The sequence below is a fragment of the Virgibacillus salarius genome, from assembly GCF_039521925.1.
In the GTDB taxonomy this organism is placed as follows: domain Bacteria; phylum Bacillota; class Bacilli; order Bacillales; family Amphibacillaceae; genus Virgibacillus; species Virgibacillus salarius.
Genome location: NZ_BAAACY010000006.1, coordinates 19,160 through 42,891 on the forward strand (window position 1 = coordinate 19,160; position 23,732 = coordinate 42,891).

At 36.5% G+C, this 23,732-nt stretch carries 22 protein-coding genes and 1 pseudogene; 16 read left to right on the top strand and 7 right to left on the bottom strand.

Features of this window, described 5'->3' with window-relative positions; genetic code table 11:
* Positions 1-7: 7 nt before the first annotated feature.
* The 3 genes from ABDZ84_RS00700 to ABDZ84_RS00710 are packed head-to-tail and all read left to right on the top strand — an operon-like array spanning position 8 to position 1,808.
* Complete coding sequence (locus ABDZ84_RS00700; protein WP_026679704.1) at positions 8-337, top strand: PadR family transcriptional regulator; 330 nt, start codon at positions 8-10, stop codon at positions 335-337.
* Positions 334-1,488, top strand: a complete 1,155-nt coding sequence (locus tag ABDZ84_RS00705; protein ID WP_026679703.1) for a DUF2812 domain-containing protein — start codon at positions 334-336, stop codon at positions 1,486-1,488. Before ABDZ84_RS00700 ends, ABDZ84_RS00705 begins: the two co-directional genes overlap by 4 nt.
* A 35-nt stretch (positions 1,489-1,523) precedes the next feature.
* Positions 1,524-1,808 (top strand): DUF3953 domain-containing protein, encoded by a 285-nt coding sequence (locus ABDZ84_RS00710; protein WP_152525392.1) that lies wholly within the window; start codon positions 1,524-1,526, stop codon positions 1,806-1,808.
* A gap of 46 nt (positions 1,809-1,854) precedes the next feature.
* On the opposite strand, the gene ABDZ84_RS00715 is transcribed toward ABDZ84_RS00710, so the two are convergent.
* Together ABDZ84_RS00715 and ABDZ84_RS00720 are read right to left on the bottom strand one after the other, a co-directional pair.
* Positions 1,855-2,316 (bottom strand): carboxymuconolactone decarboxylase family protein, encoded by a 462-nt coding sequence (locus ABDZ84_RS00715; protein WP_026679702.1) that lies wholly within the window; start codon positions 2,314-2,316, stop codon positions 1,855-1,857.
* A 101-nt stretch (positions 2,317-2,417) separates the two neighbouring features.
* The gene (locus ABDZ84_RS00720; protein ID WP_026679701.1) at positions 2,418-3,293 is read right to left on the bottom strand and encodes an RNA polymerase sigma-70 factor; all 876 of its coding nucleotides are present in this window, start codon (positions 3,291-3,293) and stop codon (positions 2,418-2,420) included.
* 341 nt (positions 3,294-3,634) lie between these two features.
* Here ABDZ84_RS00720 and ABDZ84_RS00725 point away from each other — a divergent pair, with 341 nt between their 5' ends.
* The 8 genes from ABDZ84_RS00725 to ABDZ84_RS00760 all read left to right on the top strand — a co-directional run bounded on the left by ABDZ84_RS00725 (position 3,635) and on the right by ABDZ84_RS00760 (position 11,948).
* Positions 3,635-4,180, top strand: coding sequence for a DUF2812 domain-containing protein (locus ABDZ84_RS00725; protein WP_343779340.1), 546 nt, complete (start codon positions 3,635-3,637; stop codon positions 4,178-4,180).
* 504 nt (positions 4,181-4,684) lie between these two features.
* Complete coding sequence (gene glmS, locus ABDZ84_RS00730; RefSeq protein WP_121604335.1) at positions 4,685-6,487, top strand: glutamine--fructose-6-phosphate transaminase (isomerizing); 1,803 nt, start codon at positions 4,685-4,687, stop codon at positions 6,485-6,487.
* A gap of 451 nt (positions 6,488-6,938) precedes the next feature.
* On the top strand, positions 6,939-7,136 hold the full coding sequence (locus ABDZ84_RS00735; protein ID WP_121603754.1) for a hypothetical protein: 198 nt from the start codon (positions 6,939-6,941) through the stop codon (positions 7,134-7,136).
* A 393-nt stretch (positions 7,137-7,529) separates the two neighbouring features.
* Complete coding sequence (locus ABDZ84_RS00740) at positions 7,530-7,907, top strand: GntR family transcriptional regulator (protein ID WP_281949643.1); 378 nt, start codon at positions 7,530-7,532, stop codon at positions 7,905-7,907.
* Entirely contained in the window at positions 7,907-8,788 is an 882-nt protein-coding gene (locus tag ABDZ84_RS00745; RefSeq protein WP_026682095.1) for an ABC transporter ATP-binding protein, read from the top strand. Before ABDZ84_RS00740 ends, ABDZ84_RS00745 begins: the two co-directional genes overlap by 1 nt.
* Positions 8,769-9,377 carry an ABC-2 transporter permease gene (locus ABDZ84_RS00750; protein ID WP_343779347.1) on the top strand — a complete coding sequence of 203 codons (609 nt, stop codon included), beginning with the start codon at positions 8,769-8,771 and terminating at the stop codon, positions 9,375-9,377. The genes ABDZ84_RS00745 and ABDZ84_RS00750 overlap by 20 nt, the downstream gene beginning before the upstream one ends.
* A 356-nt stretch (positions 9,378-9,733) precedes the next feature.
* Entirely contained in the window at positions 9,734-10,321 is a 588-nt protein-coding gene (locus tag ABDZ84_RS00755) for a TetR/AcrR family transcriptional regulator (RefSeq protein ID WP_026682097.1), read from the top strand.
* 145 nt (positions 10,322-10,466) lie between these two features.
* A complete protein-coding gene (locus ABDZ84_RS00760; RefSeq protein ID WP_200862564.1) occupies positions 10,467-11,948 on the top strand; it encodes an MFS transporter in 1,482 nt (493 codons plus the stop codon).
* A 364-nt stretch (positions 11,949-12,312) separates the two neighbouring features.
* Here the strand turns inward: ABDZ84_RS00760 and blaI are convergent, their stop codons facing one another.
* From blaI to ABDZ84_RS00775, 3 genes and pseudogenes are all read right to left on the bottom strand, one after another.
* Entirely contained in the window at positions 12,313-12,705 is a 393-nt protein-coding gene (gene blaI / locus ABDZ84_RS00765; protein WP_026682098.1) for a penicillinase repressor BlaI, read from the bottom strand.
* A gap of 95 nt (positions 12,706-12,800) precedes the next feature.
* Entirely contained in the window at positions 12,801-14,570 is a 1,770-nt protein-coding gene (locus tag ABDZ84_RS00770; RefSeq protein WP_343779352.1) for a BlaR1 family beta-lactam sensor/signal transducer, read from the bottom strand.
* Positions 14,571-14,905: 335 nt separating this feature from the next.
* Positions 14,906-15,055 (bottom strand): annotated as a pseudogene (locus tag ABDZ84_RS00775) (IS110 family transposase); the annotation flags it as partial.
* Between the two features lie 77 nt (positions 15,056-15,132).
* On the opposite strand from ABDZ84_RS00775, the gene ABDZ84_RS00780 reads away from it, so the two are divergent.
* The 3 genes from ABDZ84_RS00780 (at position 15,133) to bla (ending at position 18,528) form a co-directional block, all read left to right on the top strand.
* Positions 15,133-15,264 (top strand): hypothetical protein, encoded by a 132-nt coding sequence (locus ABDZ84_RS00780; RefSeq protein ID WP_255637589.1) that lies wholly within the window; start codon positions 15,133-15,135, stop codon positions 15,262-15,264.
* A gap of 57 nt (positions 15,265-15,321) precedes the next feature.
* Positions 15,322-17,397, top strand: a complete 2,076-nt coding sequence (locus tag ABDZ84_RS00785; RefSeq protein WP_026682101.1) for a peptidoglycan D,D-transpeptidase FtsI family protein — start codon at positions 15,322-15,324, stop codon at positions 17,395-17,397.
* A gap of 201 nt (positions 17,398-17,598) precedes the next feature.
* The gene (gene bla, locus ABDZ84_RS00790; protein WP_166529865.1) at positions 17,599-18,528 is read left to right on the top strand and encodes a class A beta-lactamase; all 930 of its coding nucleotides are present in this window, start codon (positions 17,599-17,601) and stop codon (positions 18,526-18,528) included.
* 422 nt (positions 18,529-18,950) lie between these two features.
* Here the strand turns inward: bla and ABDZ84_RS00795 are convergent, their stop codons facing one another.
* On the bottom strand, positions 18,951-19,829 hold the full coding sequence (locus tag ABDZ84_RS00795) for a LysR family transcriptional regulator (RefSeq protein WP_343779355.1): 879 nt from the start codon (positions 19,827-19,829) through the stop codon (positions 18,951-18,953).
* Between the two features lie 101 nt (positions 19,830-19,930).
* Here ABDZ84_RS00795 and ABDZ84_RS00800 point away from each other — a divergent pair, with 101 nt between their 5' ends.
* Positions 19,931-21,112: an MFS transporter gene (locus tag ABDZ84_RS00800; protein WP_343779356.1), complete on the top strand. Its 1,182-nt coding sequence runs from the start codon at positions 19,931-19,933 to the stop codon at positions 21,110-21,112.
* 149 nt (positions 21,113-21,261) lie between these two features.
* Here the strand turns inward: ABDZ84_RS00800 and ABDZ84_RS00805 are convergent, their stop codons facing one another.
* Entirely contained in the window at positions 21,262-22,017 is a 756-nt protein-coding gene (locus ABDZ84_RS00805) for a metal-binding protein ZinT (protein WP_121604353.1), read from the bottom strand.
* Between the two features lie 443 nt (positions 22,018-22,460).
* On the opposite strand from ABDZ84_RS00805, the gene ABDZ84_RS00810 reads away from it, so the two are divergent.
* Positions 22,461-23,639, top strand: coding sequence for a multidrug effflux MFS transporter (locus ABDZ84_RS00810; protein ID WP_026682106.1), 1,179 nt, complete (start codon positions 22,461-22,463; stop codon positions 23,637-23,639).
* The last annotated feature ends 93 nt before the right edge of the window (positions 23,640-23,732 follow it).

Genomic DNA, 23,732 nt, shown 5'->3' on the forward strand with positions numbered 1-23,732 from the left:
GGATGTGATGAAGCGTGAGAAACTGCTGAAAAGTTACATACCAATGACAGAGACAGCTTTTTATATTCTTATTTCTTTAATTGAACCAAGACATGGCTATGGAATCATTAAGCATGTCGAAGAAATAACCAATTATCGAATTCGTCTCGGGTCTGGAACAGTTTACGGTACGTTGACTAAGATGCACCGAGATGGGTTGATTAGTGTTTATTCAGACAGTAAACGCAAGAAGATCTATGAAATTACCCAGAAAGGTCAGAATTTATTACAGATAGAAATACAACGGTTAAAAGAATTGCATGCTAACGCAATAAAGTATGGGGAGGAGCTATTATGATTAGCGTATTCCGTCCATTTTGGAGTTATGATGTAAATGCGACAGAGAATTGGTTAACATATATGGCACAGCAGGGTTATCACTTTGTGAAGTTCAATCGGTTAACAAGACGGTTTTATTTTGAAAAAGCAGGTACAATCATGCAAACACCAACATATTGGATAGAACACGAGAAAAGGGGTAAAGCTGATCTATCGAAAGCATTACAGGAGGATGGCTGGAGACAAATTTATGCAGAGCGAAATTGGCATGTACTGCGTAACGAAAAAACATTACATGATATTACAACACTTCCAGCTAGGGAAGGAATGATACGGAGAAACGATACCCTTAGAAAGTTATTTTTCATACTATTACTCGCCTTGATATTCACTGCCCTTCCCCCCGTTTTGTTACTGGGAGTTTCGTTAGTAATGGCTGGTGTGCCACCATCTGTAGAGGGAGGGCCAGGATGGCTATTCACAGCATTAATCGGCTTATCGCTATGGATGTATATTCCATATTCTTTTTTCAAATTAAATCAATCGGTAAAACAATTAGAAGCGTGCGACGTGTTAGAAAACAAACAGAGGTTGTCGCAAGAAAAGTATACGTCAGACTTTGTAAAATGGAGGTTAGGATGGATATATGCACCTGATAAGTTAGAGAAATGGTTAGAAGCGATGGCTAAGCAGGGGAAGCAGCTTGTAGCAGTTCGTACATTTGGAATAAGATTTTATTTCAAAGATAGTAGGCCGCAGCATATTCGATATTGTGTGGACTACCAGAAAGAGTTAAATCGCGCTTACTTTGATATGCACCTTGGTGCTGGATGGAGGCTAATGCATGCATCAAAAGGATTTATGAATAAATGGTCGATTTGGTCTATGGCCTATGAAGAGGGTGAAGAGTTGCCGCAATTATATAACGATACAGTCCATATGTTAGATCATGCTAAGCGAATTGCATTTTCTCATCTTTTCATGATGCTTCCGATGACTAGCATGTACGTGGTGCTTTTTTCAATGCAGTGGTCAGCGGATATGGGCAAAATGGATTGGTTTATGCTAATTGTTTTTGGTATAGCGGTTATTGAGTTTGCTACCTTTTCGCTTCAATCAGGTCTTTATTATCAACGGATTAGAAAAAGAGTTTCAAAGTTTTTCCCGTGAAGTCTTTACGTATAAAGGATTAACATCTAATCTTCGTGAAATGGAATTACGCATTTAGGGAAGTGGTTATCATCAGAGTTAGTAGAAGAAGCTTACAGTTAACGATTATCGTGTTATCAGGTTATCAACTTTTAACAGGAGATTTGCGTTTCATGCCATTAACTATTTTATTATTAGGATTGTTATTCATCGTAATGGGAATAAACGAAGTGAGAAAAGATAAATTGAATATATGGGGTTATGTTAGCTTCATTACAGCAGCATTTTTGTTTTTCGTAACATTACAGCTGCTACTTAACGTGAATACTTTAAACAAGTAGAGCAAGTACCTATACTTGTTGATAGAATACTTGCTCTGGTATCAAGCTATTTTGCGGTAACAGGGCTGTAATTTCCAGGTACATTATTAACGGAAATAGACAAACGATTCCAGCAATTGATGGTAATAATAAGGGCTACAAGATCAATATATTGCTTTTCATCAAAGTACATGCGTGTCTGTTTATATAGTTTATCAGGCACACCATTTACTGAGATAGCAGTCACAGCTTCTGCTAATGCTAAAGCTGCACGCTCGGTTTCTGTATAAAATGGTGCCTCACGCCAAGCTTGTAAACAATATATCCTTTGCTCGGTTTCTCCTATTGCCCGCGCATCCTTCGTATGCATGTCGATACAAAAAGCACAGCCATTCATCTGTGATACGCGAATTTTAATTAATTCGATTAATTTCAGATCAAACGCTGTTTTTTTCTTGTATTCCTCAAGCTGCACTAGTAATTTGACAATTTCAGGTGACGTCTTCTGATAATTGATTCGTTGTTCCATTCAAAATCACTCCTTTTAAATATTGGCCCTTCACTATATAGACAAAATAGCTAGCTGTTTTGTGACAAAAAAGAGAGAGCTGTGTGTGTGCTCTCTCATTATCAGTGTCTAGGTATTGAAATCCGGTTTAATTTATCCGGATTAGAAACAATATAAATGCGACTTATATTCTTTTGACTTCTATCTAAAGCAAAGGTAATGATTTTTACTGGACGACCATCTTTAACTTGTAAAATACCTTGTTGACCATTGACGATGACAGCGTAAAGTTTCCCACTAAAACTCCCCTTAGAGAAAATTCCTTTAAGGAAAGCTGATACACGGCGCTTATTTAGAATTGGATAGATGGCAGCAAGTACTTTCCCGCCCCCATCTGTAACTAGAACAACATCCTCTGTAAGCACATGAATAAATTCATCAAAATCACCTGTAGTTGTAGCATCAAGGAATGATTTTGTAAGGTTCTCGGCACGATCAGCGTGGTTTGTGTGGGCGGAAAATAAGTCGTTTTGTAATTTTTTCTTAGCACGACTATATATTTTCCTAGTGTTTACTTCTGTTTTATTTATGATATTAGCAATTTCAACATAATGATAGGCCATTGCTTCCTTTAAAACGAACACAGCTCTTTCTGTCGGAGTTAATTGCTCCATTAAAACTAAAAATGCATATGAGATTGCCTCATCTGTAATTACCTTGTCTAATGGCTGCTTGATAAAATGAACTTGTGGTTCAGGTAACCAGGTGCCAGTGTAGGTTTCCCTTTGTGTACGTGCAGATTTTAAAAAGTTAATACAATGATTGGTCGTTGTTTTCGCAAGGTACGATTTGAGATCTTTTATATGAGCCGTTTTTTGGTTCATTTGTAATAAGGAATCATGAACAATATCCTCTGCGTCTGTAACGGAGCCCAGCATTCGATACGCTATGGAAAATAGATAGGGCTGATATTCTTTATACATCTTCTTGAATTCCATTGGAACCTCCCCTTTTTTGTTGGATATAACAGGCAGTAGGATTCCACTTCAAGCGATATAAGTGGGGGAACGACTGACAGTAAATATCCAATTGGTTTAAAGGTCTTTAGGTCATACTGTTGTAGTATTTAGAGGATAAATAAAACCCCCAACTGATTGAAGTTCACTTTAATGATTTTCTATAGTTTACCGCAGGTTTTTGAGTAGTAAAACCCCAATATTTATTTTACGTTAAGAAGAACATCGTAAAAAAATGTAATAAATGGTCAATGGTAGCGTAATTATGAAATAAGGGGGTTCAAATAACTTCATGAAATAGGCTCAGAGGGAGGGTTAGTCCAATGAGAAAAAAATGGAAGCCATTTTGGAGTTATGATATAAGAAAAATGGAGAACTGGTTGCATGATATGGCATTAGCGGGTTATCGACTGACGAAGATCAGAACGAATAAGCGATTATTTATCTTTGAGGAAGCGCAACATCCTCAAAGGATTCACTATCATATTGTATATGATAAATCAATGGATTACCACCTGTCTGAAGCTATACAGAGTGAGGGCTGGAAGGAAGTGTGTCACCAAGGAAATTGGTATGTGCTTGCTAATGAAAAACCAGCAGAAGAACTAAGATGTTATCCAGTACGTGATGGTATTATTAAGCGAAATCGTAATATTTTATATTTTTATGGTGGAATATTTATTTACCTGCTTCTCACCTCCTTATTATTTTTAGTATTAAGCTGTATTACCATATTTTATTTCGGCGGTGTATTAACATTTAAGGAGAAGCCATTTTGGATAGCCACCCTTATCTTCGGAGGTATTCTATGGTTACTCGCTCCGTTTTCAACGATTCGGTTATATAAAACAAATAAACAGTTTTGGTAAAAGAGGTACTTCATACATGGTGCCTCTTTTCTTCTGCTAAGGACATGTAAATGGGAAGATTTTTAGAAGCATATTAGTCACATTGTATGAACAATGCCAATTTGTAATCATATAGTAATATAGCATCACAAAAAAATGATTGACGCAAATCAGAGAATAAGGTTAAAATGTGGTGTATCCTATTAGTAGGAAATTACGTTTTATTCTAGAAAAGAAAGGAGCATTAAAGAACGCTTTTATATGTTTTACAAAGCGCCAGGACTATTCTTTCCGAGCGATGGAAGATAGTTGACGAGGTTGGAGGTTATCGAATTGTTCGGCGGGTGCCTCCCGATTGCTCACCTCCATTGTAACGCTTTTTCTCAAAACAACAAGGTAACTTGTTGGCCAAAGGAAAAAAGCAAGGTGACATACAACAATCACGAGAAAGGGGCAGCACAACGCCCCTGTAACAATAAATTATTGGTTCGTTTGTCTGCCCCTTTATATAAGGAGGCCACAAACATGTGTGGAATTGTAGGTTATATTGGACAAAATGACACGAAGGAAATTTTATTAAACGGACTTGAAAAACTGGAATATCGAGGGTACGACTCTGCTGGTATTGCAATGCTTAATGATAATGGAATTAATCTTTTTAAAGTAAAAGGACGTATTGCCGCGTTAAGACAACGTGTAGATAGCTCTGTTCATGCAACGATGGGAATCGGCCATACCCGCTGGGCAACACATGGTGTGCCAAGTGAAGAGAATGCACACCCACACCAAAGCGCGTCTGGAAGGTTTACACTAGTTCATAATGGGGTTATTGAGAATTATCAGGATATAAAAAGAGAATACCTACAAGCTGTTGATTTTGTTAGTGAAACGGATACGGAAGTCATTGTTCAGCTTGTTGAACAATTTTTTGCAGAAACAAACGATACAGCAAAAAGTTTTCGTAAAGCAATGAGTCTATTAAAGGGGTCATATGCGATTGGCCTGATTGATAATGAAGACCATGATACGCTATACGTTGCAAAAAATAAAAGTCCTTTATTAGTTGGTTTGGGCGATGGTTTTAATGTTGTTGCAAGTGATGCAATGGCAACGTTAAAAGAAACAAATCAATACTTGGAGATTCATGATCAGGAAATCGTACTGGTTAATCGGAATTTTGTAGAGGTACAGAACCTGAACGGTAAGGTCCTTGAGCGTCAACCATTTACAACAAAAATTGATGCAAGTGACATCGAAAAGGGAACTTATTCTCATTTCATGTTGAAGGAAATAGATGAACAGCCATTTGTCATGCGCAAAATTATTCATGAATATCAAACAGAGAACAATGAATTAAAGCTTGATGCAAATGTACGTCAGGCTATGAAGGTTTGCGATCGTATTTATATCATTGCAGCCGGTACCAGCTATCATGCCGGACTAGTCGGCAAAGAGTTTATTGAAAAATTAGCGCATATTCCAGTAGAAGTCCATATTGCTAGTGAATTTTCCTATAACATGCCATTACTATCTGAAAAGCCATTGTTTATTTTCATTTCCCAAAGTGGTGAAACAGCAGATAGTCGTGCTGTGTTAGTAAAGATAAAAGAATTGGGACATCCAGCATTGACGATAACCAATGTACCAGGATCCACCCTTTCTCGTGAAGCAGACTATACGTTAAATCTATATGCAGGTCCGGAAATTGCCGTAGCATCCACAAAAGCGTATACGGCACAGCTAGCAGTCTTAGCTATTTTAGCTGTAGATACTGCAAAGGCAAAAGGATTGGATTTAGACTTTGATCCATTACAAGAACTTGCCATTGTTGCAAATGCGATGGAAGTATTAACAGATCAAAAAGAGGCAATTGAAGATTTAGTCCGTGAATATCTAGGAACAACACGGAATGCCTTCTTCATTGGCCGTAGTACCGATTATCATGTATGTATAGAAGGTGCATTAAAACTGAAGGAAATCTCTTATATTCAGGCAGAAGGCTTTGCTGGAGGAGAATTAAAACATGGCACCATTGCTTTAATCGAAGAGGGTACACCAGTTATTGCCCTTGCTTCACAAGATAATGTGAACTATTCCATCCGTGGAAACGTGCAAGAAGTAGTTGCTCGTGGAGCCAATGCATTAGTGATTAGCATGAAGGGACTTGAGCAGGATACGGATGCTTTTGTTATCCCACATGTACATGAATTATTGACACCACTTGTTAGTGTCGTACCTTTGCAGCTATTAGCATACTATGCTGCACTTCATCGTGACTGTGACGTAGATAAACCACGTAACTTAGCGAAGAGTGTTACAGTTGAATAAGTGAAGGTAAGATATCTAATATAAGGTTTCCCTGTAATTCTTTTTTACAATTTTTGACTTAGCTTTACAACGAAGGGGAAGAAGATAGGGACTATGTATTAAATCTTTCTATGCTATCAATTAGGATCGAGAACGTACCAAAGGTACGCTTTCTCGGTTCTTTTTTTTAAGTTAAGAAAGTATAAAATCAGTGCAATGACTGCGTTAAGCGAAGTAGTTATTTTGAAATGTTTGATGTATATTGGCAATGCTCCGACTAATTACTTCGCTTTCGGCGGGCACGGCCTCAACTAACTTTGCAAAGAAGAACACGTTGCAAAGTGGATTTTCGGCTCGCGCTAATCCCGCAGGAGTCTACGTAATTCGTCTACGCTATGAGAAGGTGCAACAATTCTTGTCATAAGTAATAGGTTGACTTTTTTTCCAATGGGTAAAGTGAAAATCGTTATCTGTGAGTATAAAAGCAGCTGTGTTACTTCATGCTAGCGTTGTAGAGCCTGATAATAGCGAAGGCCGGCCACTTCAACTCCTGTGGGAAATGTTTGACCTGAAGATCCACTTTTTTGAGCGGGTTTTGCTAAAAAAGTTAGCTGAAGGACAAACCCCACGGAAAGGGAAGTGGGCAGCCGGAGTGGTGGTTAAGCAGTAGCTATTATTCCATAATAGCTACTAGAGAAAGCGTAAATCTGAGCATTTAGTGATAAGGACTGAGCGAATTTTGCCCGGTTTTTCTTATCTATATTAAAACTGTTTTCGTTTTTTTTATCTTTTAATTTTTATTTTTATTTTCCTTTAATCCGTTCTCGCTTGATTTTCAGCCTCATTATTTGGCTTTTTACGTTTGACGTGTTTGTCTACGATATGCTTCCAGTTATTTTTCACGTTCCATCTATCCATTCATTGTGGTTCCACTATCAATTGTATCCGTTAACTGTAAGATAAAATTTTCTATTTACTCATTAAATAATATTGTAAATCAATTACCTTTTGTGTATTATGTATATAAAGTATATATACAATATATCTAAAAAGAGGTATTTGCATGCAAATTATAATTTCAAATAATGTAAAAGGACCTATTTATGAGCAGATTTATACGCAAATAAAGAAGCATATTTTGACCAATGAATTGCAAGCCGGACAGTCTTTACCTTCCATGCGTCAATTAGCTAAGGATTTAGACATAAGTGTCATTACAACTAAACGAGCATACGAAGAACTAGAAAAAAATGGTTTTATCTTTTCGATAGTTGGAAAAGGCTCCTTCGTATCTGAGCAAAATAATGAGATGATTCGAGAACGAAAAATGAAAGTGATAGAAGAGCAATTAATGGACGCCATTCAAAATAGTAAAGAAATAGGTCTAGAGTTAACAGAATTAGAAGAACTGCTTAGGATGCTCTTTAAGGAGGAAGCATAATGGAAAGTGTAATTGAGCTAAATCAGGTAAATAAGTCGTTTAACGGATTTCAACTAAAAGACTTATCTATATCGGTTAAGAAAGGCTTTATTACTGGTTTTATAGGTGGTAATGGGGTTGGTAAATCCACGACGATCAAGTTGATTATGAATTTATTACAACCCGATAGTGGAACTGTTTCCCTTTTCGGCTTGAATTACAAAACACATGAAAAGGAAATAAAACAACGAATCGGCTTTGTGTTCGATGGTAATATCTTTTATGAAAATAGTACATTGGCCGACATGAAGCAAATGATTAGTCCCGCTTATAAAAATTGGGATGATTCCATTTTTGTTCAGTATGTAGATATGTTTGAGCTGCCACTAAAGAAAAAAATAAAAACATTTTCAAAAGGGATGATGATGAAGGCTTCTTTAACCTTTGCATTATCACACCATGCTGATCTAATTATTATGGATGAACCAACATCTGGTTTAGATCCAATCTTTCGCCGAGAGCTGCTGGATATTCTTCATAATCTGATGCAGGATGGTGAAAAGACGATATTCTTTTCAACACATATTACGACAGATTTGGATCGGATAGCGGATTATATCACCTTTATTCATAATGGACAGCATCAATTTACAAAAGCGTATTACAAAATCGAAGAAAACTATGCAATTGTGAAAGGTGAGACAAACCTATTAGATCGGGATACAGAACAGGAATTTCTAGGGATTCGTAAGACAAATTATGGTTTTGAGGCATTGACGTCGAATAGACAACGTACAGAAAATATTTTTGGCGATACGGTCGTTATCGAAAAGCCGACACTTGAAGATATTATGCTATATACAAAGAAAGGAAAAGAACGTTATGCTAAATCTTATTCGTAAAGATATTTTATTACAGAAAAATGGAATCTTAATTCTGTTACCTGCCTTATTTATCTATTTGTTTTTTGGTACTTCTATTACCTGGGTAAGTATTGTATTTCCTATTGTAATCATTATGGATGTTTTTTCAAAGGACGAAAAATCGTCAACAAATTTACTGTTGAACGCTTTGCCTTATACACGAAATGAAATAGTTAGTTCGAAATATATTGGTGCCATTATATTAATGACTTTCGTTCTCCTAACTATTTCTGTTGGAAATTGGATTATACATAGCGAAATGGTGCAATGGAAGCAATTACTTTTGATTACAAGTATTGTCGTCATCTTTATTTCATTTGCTTTTCCTTTCTGTTATCTTTTTAAAAGTCGTTATTTAATGAATGCGTCTATTGTTTTGTTTTGTCTTTATCTTGTTATCGTTAATACATTTATCGTAGATTTGAATGATCGAATTAGAAATATCGTGCATACAATCTTGTCATTAGAAAATACGCAGCTGTATTTATTCGTGACCTTATCAGTCGTTCTGCTTTACGTTATCTCATGGATACTTTCTATTCGTATTTATAGAAGAAAAGTATTTTAATGGTGTTGAAAAAGGGGTGTTTAACTTGTTTTCAACAGAACTTTAATCTTCCATATTGTAACTCAGTTAACGGTGATAATGGAGTAACAAAAGAGTAGTATGTCGTTTCATGTTTTTAATAACCTACGAACAGTGCAAAAAAGGAGTGAATTCAATTTGGACCCACTCCTTTTTCTAATCAATAGATTTCCATTTCCCTGTTTTATCCCGCATATAACTGACAGTAAGACCCTCACTGATTGAAAGCTTACTTTATTTACTCATAATGAAAACTTGACAAATAGCTTATGATGCATTAATATAAGAAAAAAACAATGTTAGTTGTTAATAACTATCATGAAAGGAGTAGTTGTTATTTGAATGAAAAAACTAAAAGTACCGCAGATAAAATCCTATCAGCGACAATCCAATTAATGTCTGAAAAAGGGTATAAAGCCGTAACAATTAAAGAAATTGCAGCAAATGCGGGTATGAGTGAAATGACTGTTTTTCGAACCTTTGGAACAAAAAAAGCAATATTAGAAGCCATAATCGATAACTACCTATACACAGGGCCTATAGAACAACAGATCCAAAAAAATATCACATTTAATTTAGAAGAGGATCTACTAATGATAAGTATGTTGTATCATGAACTATTGGCAAAAAATAGACAAATTTTCTTAATTTCCATTATGGAACGTAAAACAATGCCCGATATTCATGTGAATGTCCACAAGAATGCAGCTAAATTTCTAAAAGTAGTTATTGACTACTTAAAAGTGATGCAGGAAAAGGGCAAGGTAGTTGATGGAGACCCAGAAATTCAAGCGTTAACATTAATGCAATTTAACTATGGGAAGTTTGTTGCTGAAACACTACTGGAGGACTCGTCCTCTACATTACCACAGGAGGATTATCTTCGAGAGGCGATAACTATAATTGTTAAGGGATTAAAGCCTTAATTTTTTTACGATTCAATGTTAGTTATCACTATCTAACATTCAAGTGTTTTCGTTTCTTTCCCTCATTACTTAAACTTAATGTTAGTTGCTAATAACTAACTGACAATGTTTAACATAAATTAAATATATATAAGGAGTGTGTTGAATGAAAAGAATGGAAGATAAAGTTATTTCGGAGATTAGTGGGCAGCGCCGTTCATATCCTACTGTCACGCTCATCGTTGTGCTTGCTGGAGTGCTTGTCATAGCAATGTCAATTGCTGGAACAGCAGTAGCAGTTCCACAAATAGGCGTTGATTTGAGCGTATCCGGTGCCCCTTTGCACTGGGTGGTTGCAGCTTACAATCTAACATTTGCTGCTTTTACGCTAGTATTTGGATCGCTGGCGGATTTATTCGGCCGTCGGCGTACATTTATCATTGGATCGGCTCTTTTTGTCATTGGATCGCTTATTAGCGCAATCTCGAATAATATTTTTCTGATGGACGCTGCTCGTGCACTAGCTGGCATCGGTGGTGCAGGAGTGATGGCAAGTGGTGGTGCAATCCTTGCCACTACATTCAATGGTCCAGCTCGTATGAGAGCATTCGCTGCGTTAGGAACGATGGCAGGTGTAGGTATTGCCATTGGTCCATTTTTGTCTGGTTGGTTAGTTGGCGAGTTTGGGTGGCGTTCCATCTTTCTTATTTATTTAGCCATTGGCGTACTGATTCTGATTGGTACTTTGTTCATATCTGAGTCGCGAGGAGCTCAGAGCGTCAAAGTAGATTGGCCAGGGATGCTTACTTTTATCGTAGGGTTCACGCTAATAATGTTTGGCATCATGCAAGGGCCAGAGATTGGGTGGGGAAGCCCGGTAATTCTTACAGTGTTTGTGGTTGGAATAATATTACTTTCAATTTTCGTTTTCGTTGAGCGACGAAGTACACATCCTGTTCTTAACTTAAAGCTGATTAAAAATACAAGATTTATGGCTTGGTGTATTAGTACACTTATAACATCAGTTGGTTTTCTCGGTGTACTGGTCTTCCTTCCAGTTTACTTACAAGGGGTGAATCAGATCTCTGCTGAAGAGGTTGGTGTTATTATGCTGATACTAACGGCACCAGTATTAGTGATTCCCCAGCTTGGTGGCTGGTTAGTAAATCGGGGCGTTTCCACTCCGGCTCTTATTGGGCTAAGCCTTTTGTTAATAGCTGCTGGTAATGCCTGGTTAACGGTGATTCATCCAGGTGTAAGTACAAGTGATTTATTTGGTCCCTTGCTAATGATTGGAGTCGGAATGGGAATTTCATTTGGTATTACCGATGGCCAGGCTATGAGCCTCGTAGACCAAGAGCAAGTTGGAATGGCGGCAGGTTTCCTTAATACTATTCGAGGTGGTTCTGAAGCATTAGTTATTGCTGTGTTTGGTGCAGTATTAGTCACATTGCTTCAGGTACGGGTGAAATCAGCTGAGCTTGCAGAGCAAGTAGCAGCAGGGGTTATTACTAGTTCAGACTCAGGATTTCTCTCTGAACAGTTCACCGAAGCATGGCAAGTTACACTATGGGGCGTAGCTGCAATTTGTGCTACGATGGCAGTTGTCGTTTATGTAATGCTTGTAGTGCCTAAGCGCTATTCATAGGAATAGTAGTTATTCAAGATTTTAGTATACAAACTTGTAAATGATAAATCTAAAGGAATTTAACTATCGAGTCAATAAAATGTCGAAGATCTATAAATGTTACTATTTAATTTCCACTATAGGAGGAGGCTTTTCACATACTGCCTAAAAGCCTCCTTGTCACTTCTTACCTAGTCATGCTCTCCTGCGTATTTGGTTCCCATTTATAGTAACATTACAAAACTAATGTACTTCATTGTATGTTACAGTGATGATATTTGGTTTACTAAGAACGGTGGAATAAATAAATTAGCTACGGTTATACAAAAACTCTAAAAAATGTACGATTTGACTTATACCTATTTTTTAATAGTTTTCATGTACGTCATTCATTTTTCTTTTTTGTAGGCTTTTCATCCAGAATGGACCTTAACTCCTTAATATCATCTTCTGATAAAGAATCTTCCTGGATAAACTGTACTAGCATTGATTTTAATGTTCCACCATAAATTCGCTGAATAAAGGACTTTGCCTCTGCATGTTGACAATCATCCTGGGTGTAAAGCGGAAAAAAGGTGTATACTCTTTGGTTTTTATTTACTCCGACAACCTTTTTATGAGCAAGACGATCCAAAAGTGTGCGTACTGTTTTCGCCTTCCAGTCCTTCTGTTCCTGCAAGGATGAAATGACTTCGTTGGCTGTCTGTGGGGACTTTTCCCAAAGCACATTCATGACTTCCCATTCTGCTTCCGATATACTAGGTACTTTATTTGTCACACTAATCTCCTCCTGCTTAAAATGCGCCCGTTTAATGTACAAAAATTTTTAGTATGTGTATACTAGGCTTTTTCAATTAGCATTAACCTTAAAAGCTAATATATATCCTTATCTCTTAAAATGGATAATGTTATTTCAGCTGCCTTACTTCCGTAGGAGCTTGCTTCATTTTGTATGTTCGTTGCAAAGAAGAAAGTATCCGCTTCGGTCTCGACATATCCTATGAACCAACCACTAATATTTTTGCCATTGACACTACCTGTGCCAGTTTTTCCTGAGAGTATCATACCATCTTTTTCCTCTAATTTAATTGCATCTTTTACCGTTTGGATATTCTTATCTTTAAATCCATATTTGTTTGCATAAAAGTCTTTCAGTGCATTTACTTGTTCGATTGGAGATACTTTCAAGGAAGACTCCAGCCAATAGTTGGATAATCCAGCAGAAATATCTTTATTACCATAGTTTATTGTCTTTAGATAAGCTTGGATGTTGTCTTTAGAAACATGTTGATCCAATCTTTGAAAATACCAAGAAACAGAATTTTTCATTGCTGTAGTTAAATTTTGATCCTGATTCCAAGAATCATATGGATATTGCATCCCATTCCACTTTAACGTGGAATTTTCGTTTGTTATGACATTTGATTCTAGTCCAAATAATGCGCTATAAATCTTATACGTAGAATTAGGAGAAATTCTTAATGTGCTTTTCTCTTCATTATAAATACGATATGTCTCATCTTGTATACTATATAATACAAAGCTTCCTTCATAACCCACAAAATAGTTGCTTAAATCCTCGTAGATTGTTCGTTCATGCTTAAATTTATGATGATTATCTTCAGCTGCCGTAGCAGAAATGATCGGAATTTGACTCGTTACAAATAATCCTACAAGCATAAAGATAGCTAGACTTTTCAGCTTCAATAGCTTTGATTCGGTTGTATACGATGCAATACTTTCAATACGCCTTTTAATCTGCCTTTTTGACCCGTTGAGCTGGTTTGTCAAAATAAAATGCTCTCTGCTCTGGGAGTTTTTATCAACAAAATTAATAATTGTATTTCCATAGACCCTATATTTCTGCTTATCTAATAACTTCAATACAGCAATATCGCAGGCAATTTCACGATCTAATCTCATTTCTTTAAAAGCAAACCAAACGAATGGATTAAACCAGTAAACAATTTGATACAGGACAACAAGGTAATTTATTGCAATATCTTTATATTTATAATGATTCAGTTCATGTAGCAAAATGTATTTAATTTCCTCCATCGATAGCCATTTTTCAAAATGGCTTGGCAGTACAATATAAGTTTTAAATAGACCAAATGTCATAGGGGATTTGACAAGCGGGGATATTCCTATATTTATTTGTTTTGTTACATTTAACCGTTGTTTACATTGTTCAAACAAACTTAGAATTTCATTATTCCCAATGCTATACGTAGCGCGCTTTATTTTTTTAAGTTTTAACCACGAATGGATTGTTAGCGCAGTGAAAAGCAGCATGCCTAGTATCCAAATTACGACTAGTATTTCATTTAGGGCTGTAAGATCCATTCGATTAACAGAGACTGAAAAGTCCTGCATCCAGTTTACCTCCGCTTGAGGTTCTTCAGCCAAAGTTGTAGATGATGGTGTTTGATTTGCTTGCTTACCATCCATCGACAAATAGTTTCCAACATGAAGGTAATGAGTTGGTATGAAAGGAAGCGTCAACGCAAATAGCAATAAAAACCATAAATGATATCTCCATTTGGCGGAGAGTTGGTTTTTAAACACTTTTCTAATTAACGTAATAACTACAACAGTAAAAGAAGACACCATAAAACTTATCATAAAGTGGATAAAATCCATGCTATTCTCTCCAATCCTTGACCATCTTAACTTTCGTAGCAATGATTACTAAAAGATAGAATCACATAATGAATATATAAAAATAGTAGCACTTCATGATTGGTTAAGCAATCTACCAAATTTATGTAAACAGTGCAATTACACGAGTAAACGTACAACCTATATAGTAGATCACTCCTTCTAGATGATTGTCACAACCATATTTCAAGGGATCTTGTTTAATGATCTTTGTCCATTTGACAAAAATAGATTACGACTGTAGTATTAGACTACGGTTGTAATCTGTATGTAGTTACTTAGGTGAGAGATTGTACAAGAAGAATCTAAGCAAGCTAAGTAAAGACAAGAGCTCTTTTGTGTTGATGCTTCGGTACTTCTTCATACTTTTTCCCATAATATTCGCTATACTCAGGAATCAGCCTTCTTACCGAGTTAGCGACTTCAACTAGATAATATCGGAGATACTGATTTCCATTCGTCTTGAGACCCCACAGCGAACGTTTTTTGTGAGCAAAAGGCTCAAGCCATGCCCACGGAAAGCGTCCGTCAGGAATGAAAAGCAATGAAATGGTTTGGGAAGGATATCAGCAAAATGGACACAAAAAATCCTAAATTGCTTTTAGTAATGATGATTAAAGATGTCAAGCAGAGAGGAGGCACGGCTATGTTATCCCAAAATGGAGAAAATCCTTAAATCGCTTCAATAGGTGCCTATTAATAGAGTGATTTTTAAAGGGAGTTTGTTGAAACAATGGAAAAAAGAGATAAAAGAAAACATCCGTTTACCTTACGAGTTAGCATTTTATTTCTTCTTATATTCTTCTTATTTACAATATTAATTTTTCGGCTTGGGGTTGTACAAATTTTAAATGGAGACAGCTTCCAAGCAGAAATAGACCGAACAACTCAAGATACGACGAAAATGCCGGTACCACGTGGGAGAATATATGATCGTTACCATCGCGTTATTGTAGATAATCAACCACTATATGCGATCACTTATATGCCGGCAAAAGGGGTACAAGCACAAGAAAGATTAGAGGTCGCGGAAAAATTATCAACCTTTATTTCGATGTATCATGGCAAAAATAAGCAAGCTCAATTAGATACGCTAACCTTACGAGATAAAAAAGAATACTGGTATTTAAAGCATATAGATGAAGCAAAAAAACGATTAATGGAAAAAGAAGTAGCTAGCATGGACCCATCAGAACAATATAGTACGATTTTGAAGAGAATAAATAAAGAGGAAGTTAACGACATAACAGAAGAACAGTTAAACATTATCCTTATAAAAAAAGAATTAGATAAGGCGATGACCTTAACACCACACATTGTAAAGAATGAGGGGGTAACACCAAGTGAATTTGCCAAGGTTTCGGAACATTTACATGAGTTACCTGGAATTAATGCAACGACAGATTGGAAACGAGCATATCCTTATGGTGATACGATTAAAAAATTGTTAGGGTCCATTACATCTCATAAAGAAGGGATTTTAAAGGATAAAAAAGACTTTTATTTGACACGTGGCTATAGTCCGAATGACAGAGTTGGAAAAAGCGGATTAGAAGAGCAGTATGAGGCTGTTCTAAGAGGAAGAAAGGAGCAGATGAAGTATACGATCAATAAAAGGGGGGAAATAGTTGATTCCAATATTGTGGTTGAAGGTCAGCAAGGGAAGGATTTAGTTTTAACGATCGACATAGCACTCCAGGAAAAAGTTGATCAGATTGTACGTGATGAATTGAAAGCAATTATTAAAAAATATCCATATGAAAATCGTCATATGGAAGACGCGCTAGCCGTTGTTTTAAATCCAAAAACCGGTGAGTTGCTTGCCGTTTCTGGACAGCATTATGATCGCAAGCAAAATGCATTTCGTAATACTGCGTACAAAGCATTGTATGATCAACATATACCAGGTTCTGCTGTGAAAGGGGCAACAGTATTAGCCGGTTATCAATCGGCTGTAATAGCTCCGGGAGATACGTTTTATGATAAACCATTAAAAATTAAAGGAACACCAGAAAAAAGTTCGTATACTGATTCAAGCCTTGGCTTGCTTAATGATCAGGATGCTTTAAAAAGATCATCTAACGTGTATATGTTTTACATCGCCTTACGTATGGGTGGAGAATATCATTATCAGTATAATCAACCTGTTACATTTCAAAAAGAGGCGTTTCAAGAAATGCGGAATTATTTTTCTCAATTTGGACTTGGTGTACAGACTGGAGTTGACTATCCTTATGAGGGTACAGGATATAAAGGTCCTAATCCCGTAGCAGGTAATCTCCTGGACTTTGCTATTGGACAGTATGATACATACACCACTATGCAATTAGCTCAATATGTTTCTACGATTGCAAATGATGGATTACGTGTTCGGCCTCATTTTTTGAAAGAAATTCGGCTCCCTAATCCTTCTGAAAAACAGCTCGGTTCTTTGTTTAAGAGCGTAAATACAGATGTACTGAATCGGGTTGAAATGAGTCAAAGTCAGATTAAACGTGTCCAAGAGGGCTTTCGACGTGTATATCAGGAGCCCGGTGGAACCGCATATCGCGAATTTGGTGATAAATCGTATAATCCTGCAGGAAAAACAGGAACAGCAGAAAATGAGATTAATGGCAATTATACGGAGAATCTCACTCTCATCGGATATGCACCATTTGATCATCCAGAGGTAGCTTTTGCAATTGTCGTACCACACACTGGTAAAGGCGAACATGTAAACAATAAAATAGGCGAACGAATAATGGATGCTTATTTTGAATTGAAAGAAGAACGTCGTGAACCAAAAGATAAAGAACAAACCGAATAAATGTCGATATGCTTTTGCATTAGCTAATAGTTACCCAATTATATATACACGCTTTTGCTACGATAGGCAATACTAAGACCCATATGTTGCATCTAATAATCTTGCCAATCACCTTCATGTCACGCTGTGAACGATGTAGGAGTAATCGACGAGAAGGAGTTATTAGGAATAAAAAACATATAGAAAGAAGGAAGATTTTTCATGAAAGTATGTACGCAGCTTTGCCGATCAAATAAATATAAGTGGACAGGAATTTTATTACTGTTAGCATTTATTGCTTTAGTAGGTTGCTCGAAAAATGAGGTAAGTAATCATAGTAACCAAAAGAAGCAAGAAACTGACATCAAGGCCACTTTTAGCAAACTTGAGAAAGAATTTGATGCCAGACTTGGTGTGTTTGCTCTAGATACTGGAACAAATAAAACGATAGCTTATCGCTCAGAAGAACGTTTTGCATATGCTTCAACGCATAAAGCCTTAGCGGTGGGAGCGCTGTTACAACAAAAATCAATGGAAGATTTAGAACAAAGAATTACCTATACTAAAGATGACCTTGTAAATTATAACCCAATCACAGAAAAGCATGTGGATACAGGGATGACGCTAAAGGAGCTATCCGATGCTTCTATTCGTTTTAGTGATAATACAGCAGCTAATCTTATATTCAATCAAATAGGTGGCCCTAGTGGATTGAAAGATACACTTAGGGGTTTAGGGGATGAGGTTACTAATCCCCAGCGAAAGGAACCAGCATTAAATGAATTTACACCAGGAGAAACAGCTGATACTAGCACACCAAAGGCACTTGTTACTAGCCTCCAAGCTTTCACACTTGGAGATGTACTTCCAGAGGAAAAACGAACGATATTAGTAGATTGGCTTAAGCGAAATACGACGGGAGATAATTTGATTCGTGCAGGTGTTCCAAGTAATTGGGAGGTTGCAGATAAAACGGGAGCTGCTTCATATGGTACGCGAAACGATATTGCTATCATTTGGCCAACAAAAGTTGATCCGATTGTTCTTGCCATACTTTCTGATCGGGATAAAGAGGATGCTGATTATAATGATAAGCTTATTGCACAGGCAACAAAGAAAGTAATAGAACTTCTCTATTTAGATAAAGAGTAGGTTGGAGCAATCTAAATATAACAGTAAATTTCTTTTAGACTAGAATCGGGACGTACTATTCGTATGTCTTCTCGATTCTTTTTTTGTTAGGTATGTTATAGTTTTATATTTCTTTATTTACGTATTAGAGATTTAAGCGTTGCATATAAAGGTAGTGAAAGATCTAATACTTGGTTATATCGCCTTGTGCCTATGAACAAGGGAAACGCTAAATCTTTGATCACGAACTACTTATGATAGGTATCCCATTTACCCCACATATAACTAGCAGTAAGCCCCTGACTTCAAGCAAAAAAGTGAACCCAATATTGGTAAGAGGGGGTTCGACTGCTAGCAAATGTCCGATTGATTCAATGGTCTTTAGGTCATTACTACCAATCAATGGGGATAAACAATCCTCCACGGATGGAAGTTTCACTTTATTATTTAGGTTGATCGAAAGTATGTTTAGCAACCTTAAGAAACTCTTTTACAGCGGGAGATGCATTTGAAATTGAACTGCAAGCTAGTGCAACTTCACGCCAATTAATAATATTTAATTTACCTATTTTAATAGTTTGCTGTGTTTTTAGAAATAGCGCTGGACCGATTGTAACTCCGAGCCCTTCCTGTACCATATTGGCTATTGTATTACAGTCATGTACTTCGAAGCGGATAACAGGTTTAACATTTGCTTGCTTAAACAACGCTTCTACATGTGCTTGGTACATACCTGTTGGCATGATAAAAGGTTCATCTTGTAAATCTTGCATATTTACCGTTTGTTTGTTAAAAAACTTATGTTCTGGATGAAAAGCGATAACCATTTCATCTTTTATTAGAGGTACAAGATCAAAGTCTGAGGTCGATCTATCCTCCACAACAAACCCTATGTCTATAATTCCTGAATTCAGCCATTCGGTAATTTCTTCGTATGTCCCCTCATAAAATCTAAATTCTATTTTAGGATGCTTTTTTTGAAATTTTGCAAGTATTTTTGGTAATAAACAAGAAGAGGCGCTCGAAAAAGTACCAATATGAATCGTGCCTATTTCTAGATTAGTTGCTAGAGCTACTTCCTGGTTTATTTTTTCCATATTATTTAGCACTTCTCTCATATGAGGAAGGATTTTTTGCCCCACTTCTGTAAGTGCTATCCCTTTTCGGCGATCACGAATTAATAAGGTCACACCCCATTCTGATTCCAGACTGGCAATAGCATGACTTACAGCTGATTGGGTCATATTTAACCTTTCCGCGGCTTTGGTAAAACTCCCCACCTCCATCACTTTCGTTATAATTTCAAAGCGAACAAGACTCATGAGTTATTACTCATCTCCTTCATTAAAAATATCAATTTTACTTATGTTATCACAGGGCATAAAATGAGAACAAGTCTTGAGGTGATAAGGAGCTGTAGAAATTGAATCAAAAACTAAATTTAAATATATTTTTACTTGCTTTAGGAGCATTTGTTACAGGTACTGCAGAGTTTGTTGTTTCTGGAATTTTAGAAATTATTTCTGTTGATTTAGATATAACCATTGCATTAGCAGGTCAATTGATAACCGTATATTCTTTGTCTTATGCTATAGGAGCACTCGTCTTGGTTATGTTAACTGCAACATTTGAACGAAAAAAAGTATTATTATATTCCATCTTTACATTTATCTTAGGAAATATAATTGCATGTTTTAGTTATGACTACGCTTTACTTATGATATCACGAGTTATTATGGCTATGAGTGGTGGATTGTATATTGTAGTTGCAACGAATTATGCTGCTCAAATTTCTACGCCTGAAAAAAGAGGTGGTGCCATAGCAACTGTTATCACGGGCTTTACCGTTTCGTTAGTACTTGGAGTTCCAATAGGAACATATTTAGCAGCTTATGTAGATTGGCGGTATATCTTTCTAATTATTGCCTTCATCACGGTCCTTATTTTATATTTCCTTTACAAAAGATTACCTTGGATTAAAGGGAATACGCCACTCCCTTTTAAGCAACAAATACAGATAATCAAGGATAAGCGACTATTTACAGGGTTACTAACTACCGTATTTTGGATTCTCGGATATACAATGGTGTTTGCATATATTTCGCCGTTATTAGGTACAACTGCTGGATTATCTATAGAGATGATTAGTGTCGTATTATTCGTTTTAGGTACGTTTGCTTTTATTGGCTCTCGATTTGGGGGGTATGCAGTAGATAAATGGGGTCCAAATCGAACGATATCAATTAGTTTATTCATTCACGCAATGGCTTTATTTTCTTTAACGTTTACAACGCAGTCAACAATAGGCGTTTTTATTACCGTAATGGTTTGGGGAGCAGCTACTTGGACAACAACACCTGCGAAGCAATTTTACCTTATTACATTGAAGCCGGATTCGTCTGAAACGATACTAAGCTTTAATACAGCATTGATGAATGTTGGGATGACTCTTGGGGCTGCTTTCGGAGGTATAATCATACAGTATATTTCCATTTTATATTTAAGTTGGATTAGTGGTTTATTTGTAGTTCTAGCTTTAATTTTCATTACATGTTCGTTTCACTTAAATAAAATAAAATCAACGAATGTACACATAGACAACTAGCACAGTAATGAAAAAGGGGTAATCGGATTATTGGATGGAAAGAGGTTAAGAGCTGGCTCTATCCTCGCAATTTTCCGAATACCCTAGTTATCAACTGCTACGACTATCATATTCTAATACATAATTTACATATGTCTAACCATGATTGGTTAATGTGCCATCATTTCATGGGCAATATCGTGACCATCCATTTCTGATGGATAGTAGGTTGGCCAGTTGTTGACTTCTTCCAGTAAATCTTCACGGCTGTCACCCCAATATAGGTGGTAATGCCCAGCTTCGTTTGGATAGATACTATGATCACTGAATTGAATATACTGAGGAAGCTCTTCAGTTTCTTCAACTAGTTTAAATATGTATCTTACTCCCCTATTTCCCGCGTCATATGTTAGGATTTCGTACCCATCATAGGTATATTCACCTGTATATTTATCGCCATTTTTGAAGAACGTTACCATATCCCCTTGAATTAGGATACGATCAACATCCGTTTGATAGCCTTTATTATAATATTTCTTATACGCTTCAGCTGTCTTATCACCTTCATTTTCAGCCTTATAAACGAATACCTCATCAAGCGTCCCATCTTGTAAATATGGATATACAGATTGCCAGTCACCTTCCCAATCTGAGAGTGAACGATCTTTCACTTGACTGTCTTCAAAATACCCTTCGTAAATTTGTTTTGTTTCTTCATCAAGTGCATGACTGTGGTCGTGATCATGGTCGTGATTATGATCATGCTCATTTGTATTATCAGTTGTTTGCTCTTGCTGTTTAGAAGTGTTGCCGGATGATGATTTTTCATTATCTTCCTTAGATGAGCCTGAATTTTGACACCCTGCTAATACTAGTAACGAACTAATGGTTACTATGCTAAACCATTTTATAAATGAAATACGCATAAATACTCCTCCTCATAAATCGTAATTATTACGATTTAGATTATACATATATGGAGTGCGAACGTCAAGACAAAATGTATCCATCCTTACTGAATGAAAATCTACTTTGCATAGGATAGGTGCCATGTCATCTTCATAGTCTTTCTTTTAGAAAGGGTTTTTGGATATGAGAGGTTAATAGATAACAATCCAAATATAAAAAGGGGAGAGTTAAATGAATACCTTTTAATTTGGGCTGTGACAAAACTAAAGAGGATAAAATAGCTCTTTCAAAAAAGGATAAAAACTCCTATAATATTATCAGACTATGCTCTCCTACTTTTATTGCATACGAAGGTGATTTAATAATGCTATTTTATAATCGTATATTAATAATGATACCGCCCTTCCCCTAGCTGGTCTCTTTGTTTTTAACATAGACCATGCTTGTAGGAGGGCAAAAAATGAAAAAATATACAGCACCATCTTTACTTTTAATGATTGTTCTGGTGGCTTTTCCACAAATTAGCGAAACAATCTATACGCCAGCTTTGCCGGATATTGCTAATGCGATTGGTGCTACAAATAATTCGGTGCAGTTAACCTTAAGTATTTACTTTATTGGTTTCGCCTTCGGGGTTTTCTGTTGGGGATGGGTCTCTGATTTAATCGGCCGGAGACCAGCAATGCTAAGTGGTTTAGTTTTCTATGGAATAGGAAGTGTGATGTGTTTTTATTCTGAAACCGTTACTTTCCTTCTTGTTAGCCGCTTCATTCAGGCTTTTGGGGCAGCTACTGGGTCAGTTATTACGCAAACCATTTTACGAGAAAGTATGTCTGGAAGTACAAGACATGTTATGTTTGCACAAATATCTGCAGTTATCGCTTTCACACCTGCAGTAGGTCCACTTATCGGTGGTTGGGTGGATCAGGAACTTGGGTTTAAGGCTGTCTTTTTAGTGCTTGTTATAATGAGTATTTTGTTGTTTATCTATGCTTTTTTCAGGCTACCGGAGACAACGAATGGTTTAACAAGAAAACGAGTCGCCATTTTGCCTGTTGCTAAACGAATTGTTTTTTCTCCACGTGTCTTTGTCTTTGGATTGCTAATTGGTGGTATAAACGGAATTTTGTTCAGCTATTATGCGGAAGCCCCCTTTATCTTTATGGAACACTTTCATATGTCTCCAGGTATGTTTGGTTTCCTAGGTATAATTGTGGCGTTGGCATCTATTATTGGAGCTATAATCTCAAGAAAATTATTAACCATATATCAGCCAGAGAGAATTATTCACCTTGGATGCTTCGTAATGATTGTAGGCTCTTTGTTATTAACATTGGCCGTTATTTTCACAGCTTCATTTAATCTAGCATTACTGCTAGGTATTTTAGTTGCAGTTTTTATCATGTTAATAGGAGCAGGTATTGCTTTACCAAACTGTTTGAGCCTTGCGCTTGTGGATTTTCAAGATGTTATAGGAACAGCCGGGGCAGTTTTCAGTTTAGGCTATTACATGTTAGTTAGTTTAGTAACGACGGGAATGAGTTTTCTTCATAATGGTTCATTGATTACGATGCCATTATATTTTTTGAGTATAAGTGTTGTTATGTGGGCACTTGGTAAAAAGTATATTTTGAGATAATAAAGAATTGAATTGAATTGAAGAGAAGCGCCTTGTTCCCAAGGTGTTTCTCTCTTTTTCTGTTTTAGTAACAAGTAATTAAACGGGATTAGG